This is a genomic window from Actinomycetes bacterium, assembly GCA_024222295.1.
Taxonomy (GTDB): Bacteria; Actinomycetota; Acidimicrobiia; order Acidimicrobiales; family Microtrichaceae; genus JAAEPF01.
The window spans coordinates 1-22533 of record JAAEPF010000039.1 but is presented as its reverse complement, the minus strand read 5'-3'; the positions used below and the strand labels follow the sequence as shown (position 1 = coordinate 22533).

At 66.2% G+C, this 22533-nt stretch carries 22 protein-coding genes; 20 read left to right on the top strand and 2 right to left on the bottom strand.

Annotation, left to right across the window (positions count from 1 at the left end; all coding sequences use genetic code 11):
- Nucleotides 1-267: 267 nt before the first annotated feature.
- The 17 genes from GY812_14330 (at nucleotide 268) to GY812_14250 (ending at nucleotide 19974) form a co-directional block, all read left to right on the top strand.
- Nucleotides 268-1503 (top strand): phage major capsid protein, encoded by a 1236-nt coding sequence (locus GY812_14330; protein MCP4436661.1) that lies wholly within the window; start codon nucleotides 268-270, stop codon nucleotides 1501-1503.
- Nucleotides 1504-1798: 295 nt separating this feature from the next.
- Nucleotides 1799-2890, top strand: a complete 1092-nt coding sequence (locus tag GY812_14325) for a hypothetical protein (protein MCP4436660.1) — start codon at nucleotides 1799-1801, stop codon at nucleotides 2888-2890.
- Nucleotides 2891-3079: 189 nt separating this feature from the next.
- Complete coding sequence (locus GY812_14320) at nucleotides 3080-3523, top strand: hypothetical protein (protein ID MCP4436659.1); 444 nt, start codon at nucleotides 3080-3082, stop codon at nucleotides 3521-3523.
- Nucleotides 3523-3933 (top strand): hypothetical protein, encoded by a 411-nt coding sequence (locus tag GY812_14315; GenBank protein MCP4436658.1) that lies wholly within the window; start codon nucleotides 3523-3525, stop codon nucleotides 3931-3933. Before GY812_14320 ends, GY812_14315 begins: the two co-directional genes overlap by 1 nt.
- Nucleotides 3930-4403, top strand: a complete 474-nt coding sequence (locus GY812_14310) for a hypothetical protein (protein ID MCP4436657.1) — start codon at nucleotides 3930-3932, stop codon at nucleotides 4401-4403. The genes GY812_14315 and GY812_14310 overlap by 4 nt, the downstream gene beginning before the upstream one ends.
- Before the next feature lie 154 nt (nucleotides 4404-4557).
- Nucleotides 4558-4764, top strand: a complete 207-nt coding sequence (locus GY812_14305; protein MCP4436656.1) for a hypothetical protein — start codon at nucleotides 4558-4560, stop codon at nucleotides 4762-4764.
- Complete coding sequence (locus GY812_14300; protein MCP4436655.1) at nucleotides 4764-5051, top strand: hypothetical protein; 288 nt, start codon at nucleotides 4764-4766, stop codon at nucleotides 5049-5051. The genes GY812_14305 and GY812_14300 overlap by 1 nt, the downstream gene beginning before the upstream one ends.
- Complete coding sequence (locus GY812_14295) at nucleotides 5048-5398, top strand: hypothetical protein (protein ID MCP4436654.1); 351 nt, start codon at nucleotides 5048-5050, stop codon at nucleotides 5396-5398. Before GY812_14300 ends, GY812_14295 begins: the two co-directional genes overlap by 4 nt.
- Nucleotides 5399-5401: 3 nt before the next feature.
- Complete coding sequence (locus GY812_14290; protein ID MCP4436653.1) at nucleotides 5402-6418, top strand: hypothetical protein; 1017 nt, start codon at nucleotides 5402-5404, stop codon at nucleotides 6416-6418.
- Nucleotides 6418-6771, top strand: a complete 354-nt coding sequence (locus tag GY812_14285; GenBank protein ID MCP4436652.1) for a hypothetical protein — start codon at nucleotides 6418-6420, stop codon at nucleotides 6769-6771. The genes GY812_14290 and GY812_14285 overlap by 1 nt, the downstream gene beginning before the upstream one ends.
- Nucleotides 6771-10511, top strand: coding sequence for a hypothetical protein (locus GY812_14280; GenBank protein MCP4436651.1), 3741 nt, complete (start codon nucleotides 6771-6773; stop codon nucleotides 10509-10511). The genes GY812_14285 and GY812_14280 overlap by 1 nt, the downstream gene beginning before the upstream one ends.
- On the top strand, nucleotides 10508-10897 hold the full coding sequence (locus tag GY812_14275; protein ID MCP4436650.1) for a hypothetical protein: 390 nt from the start codon (nucleotides 10508-10510) through the stop codon (nucleotides 10895-10897). Before GY812_14280 ends, GY812_14275 begins: the two co-directional genes overlap by 4 nt.
- Entirely contained in the window at nucleotides 10897-12498 is a 1602-nt protein-coding gene (locus GY812_14270; protein ID MCP4436649.1) for a hypothetical protein, read from the top strand. The genes GY812_14275 and GY812_14270 overlap by 1 nt, the downstream gene beginning before the upstream one ends.
- A gap of 90 nt (nucleotides 12499-12588) precedes the next feature.
- Nucleotides 12589-15771, top strand: a complete 3183-nt coding sequence (locus GY812_14265; protein MCP4436648.1) for a hypothetical protein — start codon at nucleotides 12589-12591, stop codon at nucleotides 15769-15771.
- Nucleotides 15768-19280, top strand: a complete 3513-nt coding sequence (locus GY812_14260) for a hypothetical protein (GenBank protein MCP4436647.1) — start codon at nucleotides 15768-15770, stop codon at nucleotides 19278-19280. The genes GY812_14265 and GY812_14260 overlap by 4 nt, the downstream gene beginning before the upstream one ends.
- Nucleotides 19277-19750 (top strand): hypothetical protein, encoded by a 474-nt coding sequence (locus GY812_14255; GenBank protein MCP4436646.1) that lies wholly within the window; start codon nucleotides 19277-19279, stop codon nucleotides 19748-19750. Before GY812_14260 ends, GY812_14255 begins: the two co-directional genes overlap by 4 nt.
- Nucleotides 19751-19752: 2 nt before the next feature.
- Nucleotides 19753-19974, top strand: a complete 222-nt coding sequence (locus GY812_14250; protein MCP4436645.1) for a hypothetical protein — start codon at nucleotides 19753-19755, stop codon at nucleotides 19972-19974.
- Here the strand turns inward: GY812_14250 and GY812_14245 are convergent.
- Both GY812_14245 and GY812_14240 read right to left on the bottom strand, forming a co-directional pair.
- On the bottom strand, nucleotides 19959-20168 hold the full coding sequence (locus tag GY812_14245; GenBank protein ID MCP4436644.1) for a hypothetical protein: 210 nt from the start codon (nucleotides 20166-20168) through the stop codon (nucleotides 19959-19961). The two genes, GY812_14250 and GY812_14245, sit on opposite strands and share 16 nt — an antisense overlap.
- Before the next feature lie 158 nt (nucleotides 20169-20326).
- Nucleotides 20327-21118 (bottom strand): hypothetical protein, encoded by a 792-nt coding sequence (locus tag GY812_14240; protein ID MCP4436643.1) that lies wholly within the window; start codon nucleotides 21116-21118, stop codon nucleotides 20327-20329.
- 244 nt (nucleotides 21119-21362) lie between these two features.
- Between GY812_14240 and GY812_14235 the strand changes: the two genes are divergently transcribed.
- The 3 genes from GY812_14235 to GY812_14225 form a co-directional block, all read left to right on the top strand.
- Nucleotides 21363-21689 (top strand): hypothetical protein, encoded by a 327-nt coding sequence (locus GY812_14235; GenBank protein MCP4436642.1) that lies wholly within the window; start codon nucleotides 21363-21365, stop codon nucleotides 21687-21689.
- Nucleotides 21686-22219, top strand: coding sequence for a hypothetical protein (locus tag GY812_14230; protein MCP4436641.1), 534 nt, complete (start codon nucleotides 21686-21688; stop codon nucleotides 22217-22219). The genes GY812_14235 and GY812_14230 overlap by 4 nt, the downstream gene beginning before the upstream one ends.
- Nucleotides 22216-22533, top strand: a 318-nt coding sequence (locus tag GY812_14225; protein MCP4436640.1) for a hypothetical protein, incomplete at its 3' end; no start/stop codon positions are given. The genes GY812_14230 and GY812_14225, both read left to right, overlap by 4 nt.

Genomic DNA, 22533 nt, shown 5'->3' with positions numbered 1-22533 from the left:
GGCCAGTTGATGAGTGAGAAGGACGCCGCCAGTGAGGTTGAGGCGTATCTGGAGAAGCTGGTGACGAAGGCCTTGGACAACGAGAAGACACGCGGGAAGTTCCAGCAGGCAACCCCCGCACCGACGACTCCGAACCCGGGACCGCCGACACTATCCAACCAGCAAACCAGCGGCAACGCATCGAGACCAGCGACCCTCAGTCCTTCGATGGATCGAGACCTGTCTCTTCAGGAAGCCGCCAAACTCATCGAGTGGAGCAAGTAACCCATGACTGCATTGAATCTCAATAGCTTTGAGGCGGCGCTCAAAGTTCACTACACCGACCTCAGGGTCAAGAATCTCGTGTACCGCAACAACCCGTGGCTCGCTGCCATCCCGAAGATGGAAGCGTTCGGCGGCAAGATGCTTCCGTTGCCCTTGCAGGTCGGCGTACCGCAGGGCCGCTCAGCCGACTTCCAGCGCGCGCAGGCAGACAAGACGCCGGGCGTGTACAAGGACTTCGAACTGAAGCGCATCAGGAACTACGGTTTGGCTGCGATCCAGAACGAGGTGCTCGAAGCCTCTGTTGGGAACGCGAACGCGTTCATGCAGGCTGCCGCCTCTGAGATCGACGGCATCCTTCGTGCTCTGACCCAAGACCTCGCTGGCGGTCTCTACTCCGACGGCACCGGCTCTCGCGGCACCATCGGCGCCATCGACGCCACCGTCCCTGCGACCACCATCATCACGCTCGCGAACCCGACGGATATCGTTCGGTTCGAGGTGCAGATGAAGCTGCAGTTCCAGACGGTCATCGGTACGACCACTCTGGGTGGCCCGCTGGACGTGATCGCGGTGAATCGGGATCTGGGAACCATCACGGTGGACGACTCGGCCAGCATCGGTTTGCTCGTAAACGATTTCATCTTCCAAGATGGCGATCAGCCGGGTACGCCGACGGAGAAGCTGAAGATCACCGGCCTTGCGGGCTGGCTTCCTCCGGTGGCTCCCGGGCCGACAGACCTCTTCTTCGGGGTGAATCGGTCCTCTGATCCCACGCGTTTGGGGGGCATCCGATATGACGGTACCGCCGAGACGATCGAGGAGGCCATGATCGGCGCTGGCGCGCTGCTCTTCCGTGAGGGTGGTCGTCCAGACGTCATCTTTATGAACCCGCTCTCGTACTCGGAGCTCATCAAGTCCCTCGGCAGCAAGGTGGTCTACGACCTCATGCGTTCGAGCGACGTGGCGGACGTCTTCTTCGAGGCCGTGCGTATCCACCTTCCGAGCGGAAGCGCCATGGTTGTTGCCGACCCGAACTGCCCGAGCGGACGCGCGTACATGCTCCAGATGGACACCTGGAAGATGTACTCTCTCGGTATGGCTCCCAAGATCCTGATGACTGATGGGCTGCGATTCCTGCGGGAAAATGACGCAGACGCAGTTGAGGTAAGGGCTGGATATTATGCACAAATGGGCTGTACGGCGCCTGGTTGGAACGCAACCATCGCACTAGCAACCTGAGTAATAGGCAGGGGGTCAAAACAGGCCCCTGCCTACCTTCTCTTCAGAGGATCAGATGGCGAATGCCAGTACAAAGAACTTCCCGCACGCATACGGGGCAGGACGTTGCATCGCTGCGTTTTCGCTGTCTCATCCCGGAGGTCCGCTGGCGGCTTTGGAGGAGGCCACGTGTCCTCCGCCCGCGGTCAACCAGCCCACGGAGCCCGAGTTCGACGCGGCGCTGGCGGGGTTTCCCGACGTAAGCGACACCACGACCGAGGATTCTCCCGGCGTGTACACCCGAAGAATCCGATACGTGCCGGACCACCAGCCTCTGAACGCCACGAGTTTTGGGGTTTACGCCACGGGCAGCGGAACGAAGCGGTTGCCCTACCGCGACGCCATCGCGCCCTTCGTTCCGGACCCGCCTCCGGGAGACCCGAGCATCGCGCCTGTCGCGGCGCCGTTGCTCCCGGAGTCCGAGGGCAATATCAAGCGCCCGTTCGGCATCGTAGACGACGCCAAGCTCGGTGACTCCTCTGCTCAGGCCGTGTTCCGCGTGGAGAGTGACGATCCCACCTTCAGTGCGCAGAGCGACATGTGGTACGAGGTGGCTCTCGACTGGAGCATTCCGGACCAGGTTTTGGACATGGGCTACGCGGGCTTGCCTTTCGCTTTCGTTCGCCCGCACAAGTGGGCAAGCGACCAGGCGGCATCGGTGCGCAGGGCGCTCGCACGCACGCTCTGGGTGGGCTGCTCCATCGCTCCGGACGCCCTGACGGAGTCAGTCCCCGGGATGGCCGCCGATTCGATTCCGGACATCTACGACGGTCTTCAGCAGGGCGCCGTCGCCGCCGTCCCGCAGCCCGCGAACGCCGACGTCGCCGGTTCCGCGGGTGCTTACGATGACACGCGTGGAATGCAGGCCCCGTACAGTTACCCGGGGCTGGTGCTGCCCGACGGGGAGCAAACCTTCCTCCCCATCGCTGACCGCTATCCGGCGCTGATGCCCGACCCCGATTACCCCGACGATAATCTTGCGGCAACCGCCGCTACCCCGCGCGCGGGCATCGACGTGCTGGTGACGGGCTACGCTCTGACTATCTCCAACGTGTTGGCGACCGGAGAGGTTACTGCTGCTTCCGTGGGCACGGCGCGCGTTTCGTTCGCCCCGGTTGTGCGGGTATGGAACCTCGTCAACGTCGCGCCGCTGGTGTGCCGAGTCTCGGGTATACCGCGTCTCGGGCTTTCTCCCGTATCCGAGACCTCCGACGTGATCTCCGCGAGCCCCGGGGCCATCAACGTGCAGGTGGTGCAGAAGAACAGCAGCGCAGTGGATGGCACCGACGACCCCGCCTATGACCTTTACGATGGGTGGAGCCAGTTGGGCACCGCCCCCGCACCATGAGTTCCAAACGGAGGGCACAATGAGCGACTTGTACGCAGACCGCGCCACCGCGCTAAAAAGGCTGAACGCGTCGCCGCGCCGCGTGGCTTTCCCCGAGGCGCTGCGCTTGCGTGACACACAGACGGGGGAAGTGGTGGAACTGTACGTTGAAGACACGGTCGTCAAAGCGCGACGTCCCCGGAGCACCTGATGGCAATCAATAGAACGCGCGACTTTTACACGCAGATGGGTCCCGGGGATGTGATCCTCTCGGGTTTCTTCGACCGCAATCCCGAGGCTACGGGCGCCGCAGACGGCATGCGTGTCACGCCGCGCACGTGCGCCATCGAGGAGACCACCGACCCGGCGACGAACGTGGTCTATCGGCTGACCCTTCCGGGCACAGGCGACCTGAAGATCGCTGGGATCTGCATGGCCTTCTCTCCCGCCCTCGCGGACGTCTCGACCACGCAGGTGCAGTGGGCGAAGTGGGACTACAACGACGCCGACCGCACCTTCTACATCGAGCTTCGAAACCAAGGCGGGCCGGGCGCTAGCACCATCCAACTCGATCCGGGTCAGAAGGTGTACTTCACGGTGCACGTCTACCAGTCGCAGTCGGACCCTGTTACGCAGCGAGTGGAGGTACTCTGATGCCGCTATACAAAGGGAAGACCACCATTCAGGCTCTCGGGGGCAACCGCATCGAGTGGAAAGTCCGCTTCTCGGTGCAAGAGGCGGGAGAGATGCTGGTGACAGCGCCCCCGTGCACCGTGGCCGTCATTCAGGCGAACGCCGGGCTGCCCGAGGAGTGGTCGGTGCAGATCGACGCGCCGGGGGAGGTGGTGCTCGAGGGTTACGATCTGGACTATCAGGACGCCGACGATGCTGACTTCCGGGGCTTCATCGCATGCGAGTGGGCCAACGACACGCGCACGATGACCTTGCACCGCCGAAACTGGGGCGGAGGCGGCAATCAGAACCTGAACGTCGGGGACAGCGCTTTGCTGACTCTCTGGCTGCGCAACACCGCCATTCCCACCGACTACAGAGGCAGGCCATGATCCAGCAGGAATCACAGACGGTATGGGGCTACGGGCGCGGCATGGTCCGCACAGTGGCGCGCGTCACGTACCGCGGAGATCCGGGTGAGGAGGCAGATCCCGCGCAGTACACCACCTTGGGCGCGATGAAGTTCACGCGCACAGCCGTGGGTGAGTACACGGTGCTTCTGGACGTCGCGGGGCCGACGGAGATCCGCTATTGCTGCGCTCGCATCCTTCACGGTGCCGACGACGACCTGCAGGCGCAGTGCGTGGTGGACGACACCATCCTGCCCGTGGGCAGCGCGTTGGCGGTTCAGGTCTGGAAGGTGAACGGCGCCCCTGCCGATGTGGTGGCGGACCTGGATACCGACTCCGCGTTGTGCATCGAGGTGATCGTCGATCAGACGGGCGAGATGCAGTACGCCTACGGGGCTCTGGCGCCGACACTTCCGGTTCCCCCCCCTATGCCTCCGCCGAGGGTGCCCTGATGCCTTTTGTCTCCAAAGCGCAGCGCCGGTGGATGTACGCGAACCACCCCGGCATGGCGCGGCTCTGGAGCAAAGAGACGCCAGAGTGGATGCGTGACTCTCTTCCCGAACGCAAGCGACCCAAGCGACCCAAGCGACCCCGTAGGAGGCCCTGATGGCTGGAGCACGAAAGAAACCCGCCAAGAAGAAGACGGACGCAGCGAAGAGGGGCGCAGCGAAGACGGTGGCAGCGAAGAGGGCCACGAGGAAGTGGCTGTCTGCGTTGCTCAAGGAGGCGAGCAGCAGCCCGCTCCCGCGCACGAAGCGTACCCACTTGGGCTCCCCAGTGGTGCGCGCACCGCTCAACAAGAGGTACCGCTGATGGCTACGCGAAAGAAGAAGGTCACAATCGGCAAGGGCATGAAGGAGAGCGCGGCGAAGGTGCGTCGTGCTCGCAAGAAGCCCGGTGGTAGCAACGTGGGCGAGTACAAGACGGTCGCCAAGAAGTCTTTCGCTGGCACTGCAGGCGGAGCGCCCAAGGGGAGCTACCCCATCAACACGCTCTCTCGAGCCAAGTCAGCGCTGAAGCTGGCGCACAACGCACCCAATCCCGCCGGGATTAGGAGAGCAGTCTACAAGAAGTATCCATCACTGAGGGGGAAGCGATGAAGGTTGGTTCCAAGGGCCGCAGGGCGATGGCGGTTGGTGCCGCGAAGAGCGACATGAAGCGCGGCATGAAGGCGCGCTGGAAGGCACACAAGGGCCGTCGCGGCGAGGCTGTCGGGATGGCAGAGCGCGGACTCATCGACAAGTGGCACCGGGAAAAGGACAACGACAAGAAGGACCCGCCCCGTCGCGAGGAGCGGGCAGCACGTCGGGGCCACATGGTGAAGCGAAGCCACGCGCACCCGCATCACCTGTACGACACCCACCACCAGAGCCTCGGCTCTCGCATCCGTGAGAGCGCGGGCGCCGCTGGCAAGCGCGGCGGTCGTCACGGCAACGAGGACTACTGATCGATGTTCAATCAGGTCTCACTCGCCGAGTTGATCACCCGTATCCGCCAGCGCGCGGACATGGTGGATACCCAGTTCGTGACAGACGAGGAGCTCACCTCGTACTGCAACGAATCGCTCGGTGAGTTGTACGACCTGATTGTTGGCTCCGCTGCGCAGGAGTACTTCATGCGTAGCTGCAACATCTACGAGTTGCCCCCGTGGACCCGGCTCCTTTCCATCAACGACGGCTCGTGGTTCCGGGACGGCTACATGTGTCGCGACGGCAAGGTGCCCAACGTCATCGCTGGGGACCCCGACTACGAAGTAGGCGACGGAACTTACGCGGTGCTGCCGCCCGACTTCTACAAGATACTCGGGGTGGACGCGAACGTCGGTCAAGACAACATCCCGTGGAAGTTGACGCCGTACAACTTCAACAAGCGGGACAACATGGCGCCGTTCAACGGCACCTGGCAGAAGGGCCTGACGATGCAGTACAGGCTCGCCGGTCGCATGGCGAAGCTGTATGACCGCCCCGTGACCGATCTCCCCGCGCTTGCGCCGGGAGAGTTGGCGGAGACGCCCAACGCTCCGGGGATCGCCTCGGCGACCTTCCTGCTTGAGCAGCTCCGCATCTCTCTCTGGTCCCCGCAGACGCTTTACCTGACGCCTTTCCCGCCAACGCTACCCAACGAGGGGCGCAGCCTCATTACGGTCTGGTACATCCCGCTGCCGCCTAAGTTCGCGACTACGTCCGACGACTCGCAGGTCACCCCGGAGAACCAGTACGTCCCCGGCTTCGCGCATTGGGATGAATACCTCACCGTCGATGTGGCGATGCGTATTCGCGACAAAGAGGAGAGCGAGACGCAGCTTCTGCTCGTTCAGAAGCAGAACATCACCCAGCGCATCCTCGCGCAGGCTCCGACGCGTGACGCCCAGTTCCCCGAGACGGTGCAGGACACGAGCTACGCTGGCATTCAGGTGAACACCTATCCTTGGTACTGGAACAACTGGTACCCGGGAGGGATGTACTGATGGCGCGGTACAACCGGCTTCAGGGAGGCGCACCAGACCGCACGCAGAACTCGACGCAGGACGGCCTCGATGCGCTCGAGCGCAGCGCGCTCGGGCCAGCCTCTCGCAACGGCGCTCCGCAAGCGAGCAACGGCAACCAGACGAGCCGTCAGCCGGTGGCAGAGGGCAAGCCCACGCTCATAGCGCACAAGCTGGGGCGAGCCTATCGGGGCTGGAACGTGGCCATGAAGAACCAGGGCGTGAGCTTCTTCTGCCCCAGCGCCGAGCGGTACGACAAGAGCAAATACATATGCGTCCAGTGGGGAGCTCCCGGTGGGACGGGCTCCGTGGACGCGGAGTTCTGGGTGTACTGATGCCCTTATCCAAGTACCCCATAGAGATCCCCCTCGGGGGCGCAGTGGATGAGGGTAACGTCCCGGAGATCGTGCAGCCCCCTCGCATCTTGGAGGCGCTCAATTGCCACTCCGTGACGGGTGGCGCTTACGAGAAGAAGGACGACGACGTCGCCGTCAGCGCACCTCCGGGGAAGCCCTTTGTGGTGAGCACGACGGACGAGGCTCCCCTCGTGGTGGGCGATCGGGAGGCGCACGGGTGGAGCGGTGCGCAGTGGGAGCAGAAGTTCCCGCCGGGAACCATCGCGGGGGAGGTCGGGGCATTCTACCCGACCGACGGGGGAGAGCTTAACCTCTCGCCCGACGTCGCGATATCCCCTCCCGAGGCGGCCACAAACGGGGAGGAACGGCTGCTGTGCGCGTGGTATGCCGACGACCCCTCAACGGACGACCGCTGCGCGTATCGCGTATTCACGGGTTCCGAGCGGCGCCCTCTCTCCTCGGAGCGCCGGCTGCCCACCGCAGGCGCGACGTCGGTTCAGGGGGCCGTCTGGGCACGCGCAGTCTCTCCCCCGGTCGGCGATGCTCGCTTCGTCATCGTGGTGGGTGGCGGAGCTCAATATCGCCTTTTCGTGCTGGACGCGGACGGCGTGGTGCTGCTTTCCACCCCGGCACCCTCTGTTTCGGGCTACGTGGTGGACGTGCAAGCGCGAGGCCTTTACGTTTATCTGCTCGTCCACGGGTCGGTCAACGGCCTGCTGTACCCGGGTGCGCAGCCCACCGACGTGGACATCCTGCGCTACGACGTAGGCGCTCTGGCGCTGTTGGGCCTCTTGCCCCCGGGGACGGTTTACCAGGCCGACCAGGAGGCGCCGTGCGGGTTGTATCTTCTGGGACCCGCTATTACCGCGGTTTTCTCCTCGGGAGACTGCTGGACGGTGCCCTTGCTCGGGGGCGCCCCGATCGTCGTCAGCAACGTGATCGAGCCGGTAGGCCAAGTCATCTCCACGGGACCGACGGTTCCTTTCCCGCTGCCCTTCGCCGCGTACCTTCCTCCTGCGCAGGTACGCCCGCAATCGTTCTGCAGTTACGACGCCGGTTCCGAGCAGGCGTGGATCGGCATCAACACGCAGGCGTTCCAGCAGACGCCCATATGGGCGGGGGAGGAAAGCAACTTCATTGGTCCGCCCGACCCATTGGCCAGCCAGATGGCTGGCGCTCCTCTCGGGTCGGAGGACTTCGACGAGCCCTACGACTACCCTTCATGGGCTAACGGGCTGTACGGGTGCGCGTATGTGGAGCACGTGCTGGTGGACATCGACGCCCTCGCGGGGGTCCCGTCTGCCGTTGCTGGCTCGCAGGGCGTCTTGCAAGGGGCCGCGGTGGCGGGGGGCGGCATCCACGACGAAGCGGTGGGCCACACTGCGATGCTCTCCACGCCCAGTCCGGCCAACATCCTGACCAACACGCTCGCCCGCACAGGCGCCTTCACGTTTGAGGAAGCGACTGGGCAGGCGGTGGGAGCGCGTGAGGACTGGGTGCAGCCGACGGTGTGCTGGTGTACGCGCACTGTGGTTCCCGAGTATGACCGGCACACCCCGCTGCCCGCGGTGGCGCCCGCGAACCTAGCCGCGCGCAACCAAGCCCTGTCCATATGCATGGCGCTCCCCAACGAGGGGACGCTGTACCCGGTGCGGGCCATCACGCGGTCCGTCCTACCCGTGGTTGGCTCTGTCCCCGACGCCGAGGCCCACACCGGCCTGCAGAACGACGTGGGGACCGGCCCGCGCCCGAGTGCTGTGCGCTCCTCGTTCGGGATAGTTCTTGGCTCTCTCCAATGGACCGCGGCCAGGGCGCCGGTCTCTGCGCCCTCGGCCCCCGTCAGCGGCTTCACTCCGCCCCGGGCTTCCCAGGAAACTACGGGAGAGTTGGCGGGCGCGCGCCCCAAGGTCTTCGAGTTTCGCCCCGGCACCTCGCTGGACGCCCGTCCTTCGGGGCCGTCCGCGTGTCTCGCGGGGCCTCAGCCCGTGATCATGGGCCGTTCGCAGCCTCTGGCGGCGGGAAACCCGCTGCAGTGTCCTATCATCACCTATGGGTTCCCCGGCATCTACAACACCGTCCCGGGCACCACCACGACGTCCACCTCCGGGGGGGTTCCCATTGTTTCGGGCACCGTGCGCCCACAGGCGGTGCAGGACGTGGTGTCTGAGGGCAACGACTGGCCACCTACCGGCCCCGACACGGGTCCCATTTACGTGGGCGTTGCGCGCCTGCGCACTACCCTGTCTATCGTGGACTCCGACGACTTGGAGCACCGGTCTCTTCCGTGGCTTCCTCCCCCCGCGGCCCCCTTCCCGTGGTTCGGTCAGATCCTCTACAGGCCAGCGGCTGCCTTTGGTCCGGGCTTTCCCCAGAATGCTGTAATCCGGTCGGTCGCCTGCGTGGCGTCTCCCGTTACGTGGCAACTCGCGGGAGTGCCGTCCGACGTGCGCTCCGAGCTCGAGCTCTACGCTTGCGGGGAGGAGGGGGAGCCAGCCCGCTCGGCCGTGTTCCCGCTTCCCCTTGTCGTCGATTGGACCGGGGGCAACGCCGGGGTGTGGAGGCTCGGGGGCTTCAACACCTCTGGCCTGCTGCCCACCGACGACGCTTTACCCGTGGTGCTCGGCGACGGGGCGTCGCTGTACACTGAGGCTGGCGAGCTAGCGGCGGACGCGCCTCCGCCCCTTCGCGCCCTGACTGCGACGGGGGGGCGCCTGTTCGGCATCGACAGCACCGACCCCAGACAGGTCTTCTACACCAAGCAGGTGCGCGAGGGGTACGCGCCTGAGTGGAACCGCAACCTGAGCTTTCGGGTGAACGACTCGGCGGAGGAGTTGACCGCGCTGGGGGCGCTCCCTGACGGGCGGCTGCTGTTGTTCAGCGCTAACACCAGCTACTACACCTACGGGGACGGCCCGTCGGACACCGGGCAGGGCGCCGGATTCGCGGAGCCTGCGCTGCTTTCGCGCGACGTTGGCTGTCGCGACTGGCGCAGCGTGGCGGAGGGCACGTTCGGGGTGATGTTCCGCGGGGAGCGGGGCGTCCATCTCGTCGATAGGCAGCTATCCATGCAGTTCGTGGGGCTCCCCTATGAGCTAACCACCGAGCGCGAGATTCTGGTGACGGCGACCGCCGTAGACGCCTACCGCAGCGAGGTGAGCTTCTTCATCGACACCCCCGGTCCATTCGGGGAGCAGTGCTGGACGTACAATTACCTGCGCAACCAGTGGAGCAGCTACACGGGAGCGCAAGTGATCTCGGCCACCGAGCAAGGGGCCAACGTCGCCCTGCTCACGAGCGACCCTCCGCGCACCTACGCGGTACGGGAGCGCTCTGCGAGCACAGGGGAGGCGCTCATGTCGCTGCGCGTGGGCTGGCTTGCGATGGGCAAGATCCAAGGCTACGGGCGCACGTGGGAGGTGCAGCTTACGGGCATCCGGGATGCCGCCAGTTTCAGCGGGCTTCGCGTGGAGATATACTACGACTACATCGACACTGCGTCCGAGACGTACACGTTCGACGCGGTGGGAAGCGGCCAGTTCAAGGTTCGCTTCAGGCCTCGGAGGCAGAAGAGCGAGGCGATCAGCTTTCGTTTCTCCGAATACGTTCCCGTGGGAGTCCCTGCGTCGGTCTGCACGGGGTGGCGGCTGGACATGTGCACGGTGCTGGCGGGCGTGAAGGCAGGGCTCGACAAGGTGGCAGTCACGGCGAGGTCCACATGAGGCTGGTAAGCAGCGACAACGAGCTTCAGATGGTGGCAGCGATGCAGGCAGCGCGGACGGCTCCGGGCAATCAGATCGCGGCGGGGATGGCGAGCGCGGGCGCAGCGCCGATCGACTTCGGCAAGCTCATCGCGGCGGCAGCGCCGATGGGTGGGGGCGGGGGTGGTGCTGCGCCTCAAGCAGTGCAGCGCCGCGCCCCTATGCGCGCGACGGCTCCCACTCTCGAGGAAGAGGACGACGAGTTCAACTGGGAGGGCGCCGGTATCGGGGCCCTCAGTCAGGGCGCCAAGTTTGCCGCCATGGGAGCCCCTCTGGGCGTGCCCGGCATCGTCGGCTTGGGGGCCGTGGGCACCGTTCTGGGCGCCCTCCAGGGAGGAAATAGCTGATGGCTGAGATTGGCGAGATCGTAAACTTCATCGTACGGGGTGATGGCGCAGGGGCGGAGGCCCTGAAGGAGACCATCGCCTTCGGCACCCAGCAAGCCAATGCTCGCGGCGAGCGCTTTGATATCCGCTCCTGGCTGACGGATACCTACGGCATGATACGGCAGCGCCTTGAGCAGAAGAGCGCGGCGGGGGGATTGGAGGGGATCTCGCGAAGCGACAAGGACCTCGACCGGGCTGCACTCAGCTACCTCAGCAACGCGGTCAAGTTCTCTGCGACGGAGGAAGGCCGCACCTTGATGGCAGAGCAAGGGGTGGACGGCGCTACCTCTTTTCTCATCGAGAAGGGATACGCAGACGTCCCCGGCCTCGGCGTGCTTGAAGAGGCGGGCGTAGTGGAGACTACCGCGCCTGCGCCCGCGCCAAGCCGAGCGGGCGAGACTAGCTGGGGGAACCAGTTTTACGGCAACCTCGTCCCGAAGAACCGCCGGCTAGAGGACACGGGTCTGTCGCTCGATCTGGAGGAGTCCTACCTCACAGAGAACGCGGGCATGGGGCCGACGGTGAGGTACGGGGGGGCCGCGGCGGATACAATGGACGGTCCCAAAGCAAGGGCCTTCCGACGCAAAGAGAACGCCGCTTACGCCGCTGGCGGCTATCGCCCACCGGGACAAGGAGCCGAGTGGCAGCCCACGCCGGAACTCGCTCGACGGAGGTCCGGCGAAGAGGCCGAAGCCGACGCCTTGATTGCTTCGCTCGAAGGCGAAGAGCTAGACCTCGACGCTTTAGCGGCAGCCCCCGACCTGATCGGTGACGCCACGTCCTCCACGTGGTGGCTCCCCTCGGGGCCGTCGGCGTTCACTGGCACCGGCATGGAGACGACCGACCTTACGGAGATCCCAGGGCTCGCAGGGGATCTCCGCGGCGCAGCAGGCTCTTCCCCGAAGACGGCGGTGGGGGAGGAGGGCGTTCCCGAGATGCTCCGTAGACCCACCGAATCGGGTGCCGGGACGTCGGTTCTCCCGGCACCCGGCGGGGCTCCTGTGCCCGGCGCAGCGCCTGCCCAGCCCGAGGGCGGCGGCATGAGCGCCATGTCCCTGGGGGGCGCTCTTATCGGGGGTGCAGGCATCGCGTCCGCCATCGGCAACACGATTGCTGACTTCCGCACCACCGCAGCGCTCGAAGACCAACTCGCAGCGAGCGCAGCGGGTGACACCGTCGCGCGGCGGGAGGGTGCGCTGGCGGGGTCTCAAGCGCAGCGAAACATCATGGCCACGAGCTTGGGCAGGCGTGACATATCGCCTGCCCTTGCGCTGCGCAACGCGCAGATGGCTGGCTCGAGAACGCTCTCGGATGTGTACGGTCAGGCGGCTATCGCCTCGGCACGGGAGCGTAGGGAGTCCGAGGCGCAGCTTGCCCAGCTACGCAAGCAGAGATGGAACACGCTCTTCGGTGGGCTCACCCGCACGGCGGGAGACGTGGGAGCGCTGCTCGCCACGCAGGGTGCAGCGGAAGAGACCGCGAACACCAACAAGCGGCTAACGGACTTGGAAGCATCGAACCTCAACCAAGTCGGACTGGCCCCGGGACAGAGAAGGCGATAAGGCATGTTCTTTCGACCTGACATCGTATTGCGGCAAGTGGCCGGTGAGGGGTCTCCCCCGGCGCCCCCGGTGGCTCCGCAGGCCCCGCCCGTGGAGGAGGGAGCGGCGAGGCAGCGCCCGACAGGCGGTGCCACGCTGGACCGCGGCGACACGCTGAAGGTCGAGAAGAAGGTGGGCGCCGAGTGGGCGCACACGCAGGGCTACGCGAGCAAGTTCCGCGAAGCGGCGGCGGCGGTGGCGAAGGCTGAGATCGACGCCAAGATCAAGAAAGCCAAGGCCGACCAGAACATTCAGAACGCGGGGCAGCTAGACGAGTTCGCTGCTGGCTTGCAGCAGCTAGAGAACGAGGCGCTGCAGTCCTCCCTTGAGAACGCGCACAACATCCAGCAGCTTGGCCGCGAGGTGGGCAGCTTTCGTCCTCGCCCGGGGCGCGTCTTTCAGGACAGCAGCGGTGCGGCGATGTGGGGCGCAGCCATGAGTCTGGCCGCGGGAGCGTTCCAGAGCGAGCGAAGCGGCGGACCCAACACGGCTCTGGAGATCATCAACACTGCGATCAAGCAGGATCTGGCGGCGCAGGAGATTCAGTACGACGCCATGAAGACGGAGCTTCAGGCGAACCAGACTCTGTACTCGCAGATGCGCGCGAGCTACGGGGACGCCATCGCGGCTCGCACCGCTCAGAGCGCGGTGCTGCGCGAGGCAGCGGCGGCGCGTCTCGCGGCGGCGGGCAACCAGTTCCTCCCGGCGCAGGCGCGTGCGCAGGCCGCGATCGCGCAGGAGAAGCTGATCCAGCAGGCCAACGCCGATCTGGTGAAGGCAGCGGAGATGACCTTCACGCGCACGTCGAAGCGCGCAGCGGCGGGCGCAGGGGAAGCGCTGATCAGCCTGCTCCCCGCGGAGCTACAGCAGAAGCTCGTGAACGCTAGCGGCGGTGCGGACCTGCGGCTGCTTGCGCAGTTCGGTATCGACGGGGCGGAGTTCTACCGCCAGCAGGCCGGTCGCCTGACCGAGGAAGCGCAGGCCGAGGAGGCCGCGGGCAAGGCTGGTGAGGCCGCCCTCGTCGCGGAAGGCGGGAAGCTCGACCGCGCCGTCGCGGTAGAGAGGCAGCGCGTGCGGCCAACGCGTCCCACTCAGCGCGGCGCAACCGACACGTTGGCTGCCCCGCCCGAGCAGGTGGTGGCGACGGAAGAGGTCACCGAGGAAGCTCTTCCCGGCGGCGAAGAGGAAGTGCAGGAGCGCGCAGCCGTAGAAGGGGCGCCCCCATTGGCGGAGGAGTCCTCTGGCGCGCTGTCACGGCGGGCCACGCAGGCGCGCGAGGCGATCGCGGCGTTGGCTGCAGAAAGGTCTGCGCTTGAAAGCGAGCTCGAGTCAATCGGTCAGCCCGGAGGCGAGGCCAGCGTGCGGGATCTGGAGCGCCGTCTTTTGGTTATCCGCAAGAGGCTTGACCCGAGGCTGCGGGAGACCAATCCCTCGGGCTACCCAAAGACCGAAGCCGACCGCCCGGGAGTGGTGCGCAACCCCGCAGAGAGAGCCCGGCTGGAGAGTGAGGCTGCGCGTCTAGAGGGGCGCATCGCCGAGGTGAGCGCGCAGGCGTCGGCGGCTGCCGGCCCGGAGATGGAGCGCTACGCTGAAGCCCAGTCTCGGATAGAGCAGATCGCGGAAGAGACCGCCGCCCTCAAAGGGCAGGCCGAGCAAGCTGAGGTGCTGGCGTCGCAAGCGGGGGCGACGGAAGCTGCTCGCGCAGAGGCCGCAGGGGAGGCCGAGTGGACCCAGCGCTACCACGCCGGGGACGACAAGGTGCGGGATGATTTGAGCACCTTCGTGTCCGAGGGGTTTGGGGAAGGAAGCCAAAAGCTCGCGTCCAAGATAGGCGCCGCCGGGTCCGCAAGAAGCGGCTTGGTCGCCGACCTGAAGGCAGGGGGCGACCGCCGGGAGCAGGTGCGCGCCGCGGTCGAGGCGACGCTTCCCGCAGGGGCGTGGATTGGTCCCGTCAAGAAGGCTCTGAGTAGGGACGTGTCCCCCGATCAGGCACAAAGCGCGGTGCAAAATGCCGGCTACGCTCTGGCGTGGTTCGGCGGCGCGGTCAACGAGTCGGCACCTCTGAAGGACGATCGCGTAATGAACGCCAGCCAGGCGGTGGCGCAGATGGGGAGTGGGCGCGTCATCGACAGAAGGGGCGAGGCGCAGCGGCGGGTAGGGAACTCCGTGAGGTTGCAAGACGTAGGCGTCGCCTACCGGCTTCGACCGCAGAACTTCCAGCACTTCACGGGCAAGCAGATGAGCGGTCAGGTCCGGGATATCGAGGAGTCCCTCGCGGGGGGCGGGGTCGATGGAATGAAGATGCGTCTGGGAACCCGCCCGCTCACCGTCAACGTCACGCCCCAGCAGTACACCGATAGGGGCTGGAAAGACGTGCCCGGCGCCGCCCCCGTGAAGGTCAAGTACAACGTGCCGGTCGCGCTAGCGAGCAACTTCTTCCGCGACGACAAGTCCAGCGGCAAGCCCTTCGTAGGCGGTTCCGAGGGTCTCGTGGGCGACGCCACCGTGGACAACCCCCTCAAGAAGGGACAGAAGATCCGCCTCATCGGCAGCAAGAAGGAGCGAGCGGCAACGCGTAAGCGCCTGTCGGAGGTGGAGGGGCTCAAGATGTACGCAGGCGCCATGTCCCTGTACGGCGAAGTGTTCGACATCCGTGATGACGGCGCGATCGAAGAGGCCGCTGACGGAGGACTGACGGGCGTCTCTGGGGCAGAACTCTACCGCGCCTGGGAAGCGGCGCGCGCCCGCGGCGGCTTCAACACCGTGGGCGAAGCCCCTGTGCTGAAGGAAGGCGGGCGCTGGGTCGTAAACAACAACAGCGCAGCGGGAAACGCGCTCGGCCTCCGACAGGACGGCGACGAGTTCTCGGTCACCCCTGCGACCAGCGACATTAACATTGGCCCCCTCTCTCACTTCGTGGGATTCATGGCGCCGCAGCGCGCGGAGATGGAGTTGCTGCGCAAGGGAACGAGCGGAGAGGCGCCCAAGATATGGAATCTCATCCAGGCGTGGAGGCGAGAAGGAGCCCAGGGGCCTGCGGCGGCCGCGAAGGCGTTCAGTCAGTTCCTGCGCAACAGCACCGAGAAGCTAGTGAACCACTACGGAACGACCGGGGCGAACGCGGCGATGATTTACGACGGCGCGATCAAGGCGCTGCAGCAGGGTGGCCAGCAAGGGATTGGGCTCAATGAACTTCTGGAGGCCAAGCAGCGCTCCGCGAGGGTGAGCAGATGAGCGACGAAGAGGATCTTCGCGAAGCCAAGGAAGCCTACGCGCGGCTCCAGAACAGAGTAAGCGTAGTCAGCACGGCGACTCCTCCGCAGAGCAAGCCCGATGCGCTGGTGCCCGCCTCGCCCCAAACCACGCGACGGGCCCTCTGGCTGAACCCGGAGACCAAGCAGGAAGAGGCCATCGAGGTCGCCGACACGGTGTTGCGCGACGGCATCGCCAACGGCACGTTGCGGCCTGCGGACGGCGACGCAGACACCCGGGCTCTGTACGACGCCCTGTCCGCGGACCAGGAGCGAAGCTACGCAGATCTGACCCGGCGGCACGGATGGGGCACGTTCGAGGGCATGGGCGAGGCTGCGCTCAGCGGGCTCACCTTGGGCCTGCACAAGGGGCTGTACAGCGAAGAGAAGCAGGCGCGGTTCCGCCAGTGGATGGAGGAGAACCCCGGCAGCAACGCGTTCGGCAACACGGTGGGCTTCCTTCTGCCGATGCTGCTCACATGGGGCGGGAGCAGCGCCGTTACCGGGGCGGTGAAGGCTGCGGAGGTAGCAGGGAAGGCGGGTCTCGCTGCCCGGGGACGTGCGATGCTCAACACCGTCTCGTCCACCACCTTGGGCAAGGCGGTGTCGCTCGGCGGCGGCGGTCTGGGAATGCGCGGGGCCGGGGCCCTGACGGCGGGGCGCGGCACGGGCTATCAGGTTCTCGAAGGGGTGACGACAGCCCCGTTCAGCGCTCTCATGGCCACGATGGAGTCCGAGGACCCGAGCTTCGAGGAGTTCGGGCAGAACCTGGCGGTGCATGGGGGGCTCGGGGTGGTGGCTCCGCTCGCGCTCACCGCTGGCATTCAGGCCGCGGGTGGCGTGTACCGAGGGGGCGCGAGGTTGCTCGGGCGCACTCGTGGGCGACCCGAGATGAACGCAGCGCAGCAGCGCGCGGCGGTGCTCCCGGAGACTCCTGCCGAGCAGCAAGCGGTGCGCAACGAGCTGCTCGCGGCGGCAGCGACGGGAGATGTGGCGCAAGTTCAGAACTACCTCAACCGCATGATCGTGGGCGGCACGCCCGACGAAGCCATCCAATCGCGCAAGCTCCTGCGCGCCATGCTCAGTGGGCGCACGGGAATGGACCAAGACCCGCAGGCGCTGGTGCAGTCGCTCACCGACGAGGTCTTCATGCCGCTGCTCGAGGCGCAGCAGATTGCCCGGTTCGGAAAGCTCGGAGACCACACCGAGCCAGCGGGGGTAGCCGAGCTAGCTGCTACCGCAGGCACGCGCCTCCACGATTTGATCCAGGGCAACCAACCGCAAGCACAGGCGGTACTGCTGCAGAGCATGGAGGGCATCGCCGACGACCTCGCCAGAGCGTACAACGCTGGCGGCGAGGGCGGCGGCACGTGGGCGCTGGATCAAATGAAGAAGTGGTTCGGGGACATCCGCGACGTGATGGTCCGAGGGAAGGGGACGGGCAATACCGTGGTGGACGTGGGCAAGCTACAGAAGTTGGTAGCCGAGCGCGCCGCCGTGCAGGCTTCGGGCGAGGGCGGCGTGTTCGTCCGCGGGGCGATGCCTCCCCGCAAGCTGGTCAGTCTCACGGCGCGCGGCAAAAAGCTCGCGGCGAACATGATCGACGACGCGGGCGACGCGACGAAGATATCGATCACGTTCTCGAAGAAGGACGGCTGGCGCTTTCGTCCAGCGGGGCCGAAGAGCGAGTGGGTGAAGATCGCTTCGGCGGGGGAGCGTCCGCCGGACACCCAAATCATCGCTGACGCGTTTGAGACGAGCGGCGTGTTCGCGGGAGGAGCGATGAAGTTCCCCCACGAGGTCGAGGGGCAGGGCTGGATGGGCAAGCTCGGTCGCGAGATGGCGCTCGGCTTCGAGAGCGGCAATGCGGGCAACGCCTTCGCGGCGGTCAACGAGACCGGCAAGACGGTCTTCGAGGCCATGAAGCTGCCCGCCGGGGGCGGGCGCGCGGTGGCGTCCACGGGGCGCAACGTGGCGCTCAAGCACTTCAACCAACTCGTGGATAGCACCTCGGCGTGGGGCGAGCAGTTCCAGGTGCAGGCGGCGAAGACCCGGGAGGCATACTCTCAGCTAGCGAACCTGACGGACGCGGCCCCGGAGGCTCTCAAGGGGCTCACAGCGAAGACCTACAAGAACCCGGAATCGGTCAAGGCTGCGGTGCAGCAGGGACTGTTCGGAGGTGGCCAGAATAACTTCACTCCGAACAGCCAAGCGCTGATGCAGTGGGTGGGCAAGATGATCGAGAGCAGCGCGGACCTGCTCGCGGTGCGCGGGGGAGGTCCGAAGGCGGACGAGCTTCTGGCGCTGAACAAGAAGGCTGTCGCAGGCATCAGCAAGCGGGTGCAGCAACTGGAGGTGCTCGAGGCGGTGAACCAGTTGAGCTACAAGGTGCCCGGGAGCTCCCGCAGCCAGTCGTGGCAGCGCGCGGTGGGCGAGGCGCTGCTGGGCGTCCCCGGTCTCGCGGCGCGCATGGCGCTGCCGTGGCAGGCGTCCCTGCTCATGGGCAGCGCCCCGCTCAAGCTCATCAGCACGGTGGGCAAGCAAGCGGTGCTCGATGCCGTGGGCGGGGGCAGCACGCGGATGGCTGGCCAGGCGGTGCGGGAGCAGACCGCCCAGTCCATCGCCCGGGAACGCACGCGCACTTTCAAGGCGGTGACCTTCGCCGAGGAGACCCTCGCCGCGGGGGAGACGGTGGCGAGCGTGGACTACCGGCGCACCGTGGGCGTGGACCGCTGGATTCTGGGGCTGCTGCGCTCTCCGAGCTCCGAGCTTCGTCTGTCAGACGACTGGGGCCCCGGAGAGCCCACCCTCGAGGAGCGGTACACGCAACTGAGCGACGACCTCGACCAGCTTTCGGGCAGTCCTCAGGCGATGCTTACGGGGCTTTCCTCGGCCACCCAGTCACTCTACGACGCGGACCCCTCGGGGGCTTTCGCGGGGGCGTATGGCGACACTGTCGCCCGGGCGCTGGCCTACGCGGTGCAGCACATGCCCAGCACCCCCGCCGACCCTCTGACGGGCCAGTCTCTCCCCCCGGCGAGGGCTGAGATCAAGGAGTGGTTCTACACGCTCGAAGCGCTCGACGACCCCAACGTCATCTGCGAGTACGTGGCCACGGGACTGGTGAAGCAGAGCGGAGTGCAGGCCGTGCGCGAGGCGTACCCTGAGCAGTTCGCGCAATACGTATTGGCGTTCGCGCAGAAAGCTCTCGCGACGGGCTCGAGCCTCACCTACGCGCAGAAGTTGATCCTCGGCGAGGTCACCGGCATGAACCTCGACCCCACCGAGGAGAGCAGCTTCATCATGGCGATGAATCAGGACTACTCGCAGACTCCAGAGCACTCCGCAGCCATGGGGCAGGTGCACCAGATGCAAGCGCAGGGCAACGCGCAAGCGGTGGCGTACCAGCAAGCCGCTCGAAGACTTCCGGGGAGCACGGGCTCTACCGCACAAGGACACCGCAACGACCTCGAAAGGCTAGGGCAAGCATGAGTGGAGCAAACGTTGATAAGGCACAACAGGTTCGTCCCGCCATCGCGGTCTACGCGTACTCGGTGACCACCCCTATCGTCATCGCGCTTCCCGGCGTGCCCGGGAACATCGGCGGCGCAGCCCCGGGCGGTGCTCACGGGCTATTGCTCAACTTCCTGACGATCCAGAACGCCTCGGTGGGAGACCCCACGGACCAGGCGCTGAAGTATTTCCTGAGCGGGGATCCCAGCACGACCATGGCGGACTACCCCGCGAACGTGAACACGGAGGTCTACCCAGACGTGCCGTCCCCCGTGTCGGGTCAGTTCGCAGTGCTGCCTCCGGGCGAGCAGGTGCGGTTCGACCTGTCGTACCTCTACGACCACGCGCTGACCCCGGCACTCGCGCCCATCCAATACCTGCACGTCGAGTCGGTGAACGGGGGTGCGCCCGCTGTCAACATGCGCTTCTGGCGCTCGTCAGGGAGGTAGAGATGGACTGGTTACTCGAGAACTGGACGGCAGTGGTCGCCGCGGCGCTGACGGTCGCGACGATCATCACGAGGCTCACGCCGACCCCTCGGGACGATGCAGCGCTCGCCACGGTGCGCGGGCTGCTAGGCCGACTCAGCGTGCTCGAGCACCGGGACACCGGTCGGGTGGCGAAGCTCCCGGGGGCCAAACCAGCCCCCGGGGAACGTCACCCCGACGACTGACCGTCGAGCTCCGGGTGCTCCTCGGTGACGATGTGTCCGGCTGCGCGCTGCAGTAGAGCCATCAGGTCGGCTAGCTGCAGGGTGACGAGCACCTCGGTGCGGTCCTGCTTGCTCACCACCATGCACGCGCGCCCATCGGTCGCTTCCATGGCCTGCCACCACGCCCGGTAGACCTGGGGGGTGGCCTTCCCCACCTTGCATTCTATCCACCAGGGGGTGCCCGCGACGTCTGGCTCATCGGAGCCTGATCGACGCTGGTATCCTCTCCGCGCCTCCGGGTACATCTCCCGAAAAATTTCGGCGACCTGCCTCTCGAAGGTCGCGCCCTTGTTGCGACTCGCTCGGCCCCCCATCACCACACCGGCTTCAGAGCGCCGTTGACCCGCTCGAAACACATCTGTACCCCGACCCCGCCGAACAGCCCTTTGGCGACGGTCAGCACCACGGTGGGAGAGTCCACCGACCGGTGCGCGAGCAGCGCAAACCTGCACTCGTTCTCAAGGTCGCCGCTCTCCTTGAAGCTGTGCAGCGAGGGCTCACCTTCCTGTGCGTTGCGACCGAGCTGGCTGATCCCGATCACCACCACGGAGTGCCGGATGGCCGCTCGCTGCAGCGCGGCCCAGAGTACGTTGATCGCGGTGCGCCTGTCCTCGGGTGCGTCTGCCCCCGGCCTCACCTTCTGCAGGTAGTCGATCCAGATGGTGCGGCAGCCGCTGGCGGCCAGTTTGTCCACGGCGCGCTCCACGGCGAGCGTGTCCGCGCCCACGGCAAACTCCACTACGGGGTAATCGCAGTCCCGGATGCGCTGCTCCGCGTGGTCCACCTTCTCCTGGTCCTCGGCGCTCAGCCCGGTGAGCATCTCGCGCGCGTCTACCCCGCTGGCCAGCGACAGAGCGCGCGTGCCGACCACCAGCGGGCCATCCTCGAGACTGATGATTCCCGCTGCCGGCGTGTTCAACGCCGCCCACAACATGATTGACGATTTGCCGCACCCGGTGGCGGCGCCCAGCAGCCCGACGGTGCCCGGCGGGATTGGCCCGAGTGCCGCGTCCAGTCTCTCCAGTCCCAGTGTGGGCCAGTCCGGAGCCGTGCTGGCGCACGCCCCCTGCCGCCGCGCGGCCTCGATGGTATCCCGTAGTCTCATACCCCACCCCCCCTTCGCTTGACATGGTGGAGTGTACGAACGTACATTATCGCTCGGTAGGCAGACAAGAGAGAGGCGCGAGAAACTATTTCCAGAAAGTGCTTGCGCCCCCCGGCTACACGTCTCACTATATCGTCAGTGATGAGGACAGTGGGTCTAGACAGCCCACGGAAGGAGACCAGTGATGAACAGTCAGCATCTTTTGGAGAGTGCGCTCACGAGAGCGCAGGATATCTACCCGGCCGTGCGACGCGTCAACGTCGGTACGCGCTCGCAAGCGCTCGGGCACGGGCGTTTCTCGTGCGGGATAGGGCACGACGAGGACCTCGGCGGAGGATTCATCCTGGGGTTCGGCGACACCCCCGAGGATGCGGTCTCCGCGGCATGCGATGAGCTCCGTGGCCTGCTCGATGCCGAGCACGCGCGCACGCTGTGCTGCGTGGATGGCTGCGCCGCCGCCAGCGTGGCGACGACGGGGGAGGGGATGATGTGTCGGGAGCACGCTCTCGCGTGGCTGCAGTCGGAGAGCGAGTCGGCGGACGAGGTGGGTCCGTGCGGGGTGGCATCGTGAGTGCCCCCCGCTTCCCCACGCTCCGGGCGCTGTGCCACTACGCCCGCGTGATCAACTCCGGTCACGACGTGACCTGCACCTTCCAGCGGGACGACGGGGAGTCCCCGGACGCGTACCACGTGGAGATGGTGGTGACCAACCCCCAGGCCGGTGACCGCGGCGTGTACTTCGCTGGCGAGGGTGACAGCATCGAGCAGGCGTGCGAGATGGTGGCGCATGGCATCGAGCTCCACCGTCGGCGCCTCGTGGAGATGGGCGTGGAGCCTTCTCGGGCGGATGCGGCTGACCACCGTGCCGCCAGCCCTCCCGAGCCTCTCTGCCTCGAGAGGCTGTCTGCGATGCTCCCCGAGCGAGCCCGTGAGCTCCGCGAACTGTCGGAGAGCCCCGCCCTTGGTGAGCCCGGATGGGCCATCCTTGACCGCAACAATTTCAAGGAGGCGGCGCGCGAGCTCGAGATCCTGCGCCAGCGCTTGGTGTGGGAGCGCGAGAACCCTGACAGCGTCATCCCCGGGTACCGAGGTGAGTCGTGAGCATCGACCTCAAGAGCACCGAGGTGCCCGAAAGTAACGCTCGCTACGTGTGCGAGGCCAGTAGCGACCAGTGGCTGGCCATGCGTAAACAGGTCTCTGTCACAGCCAGCGACGTGGCCGTACTGATGGACGCCAACCCATATCAGAAGGCCCACACGCTGGTGGAGCGCAAACTCTCCGACTTCGAGCTTCAGACCAACGCACCCATGTGGTGGGGAAGCTGGATGGAGGGTCCGGTGGCAGACGCTACCGGCGTGGCTCTCGGGCTGCACACCCTGAACGTGCAGAGGTTCTACGTTCGCGACGACCTCAGC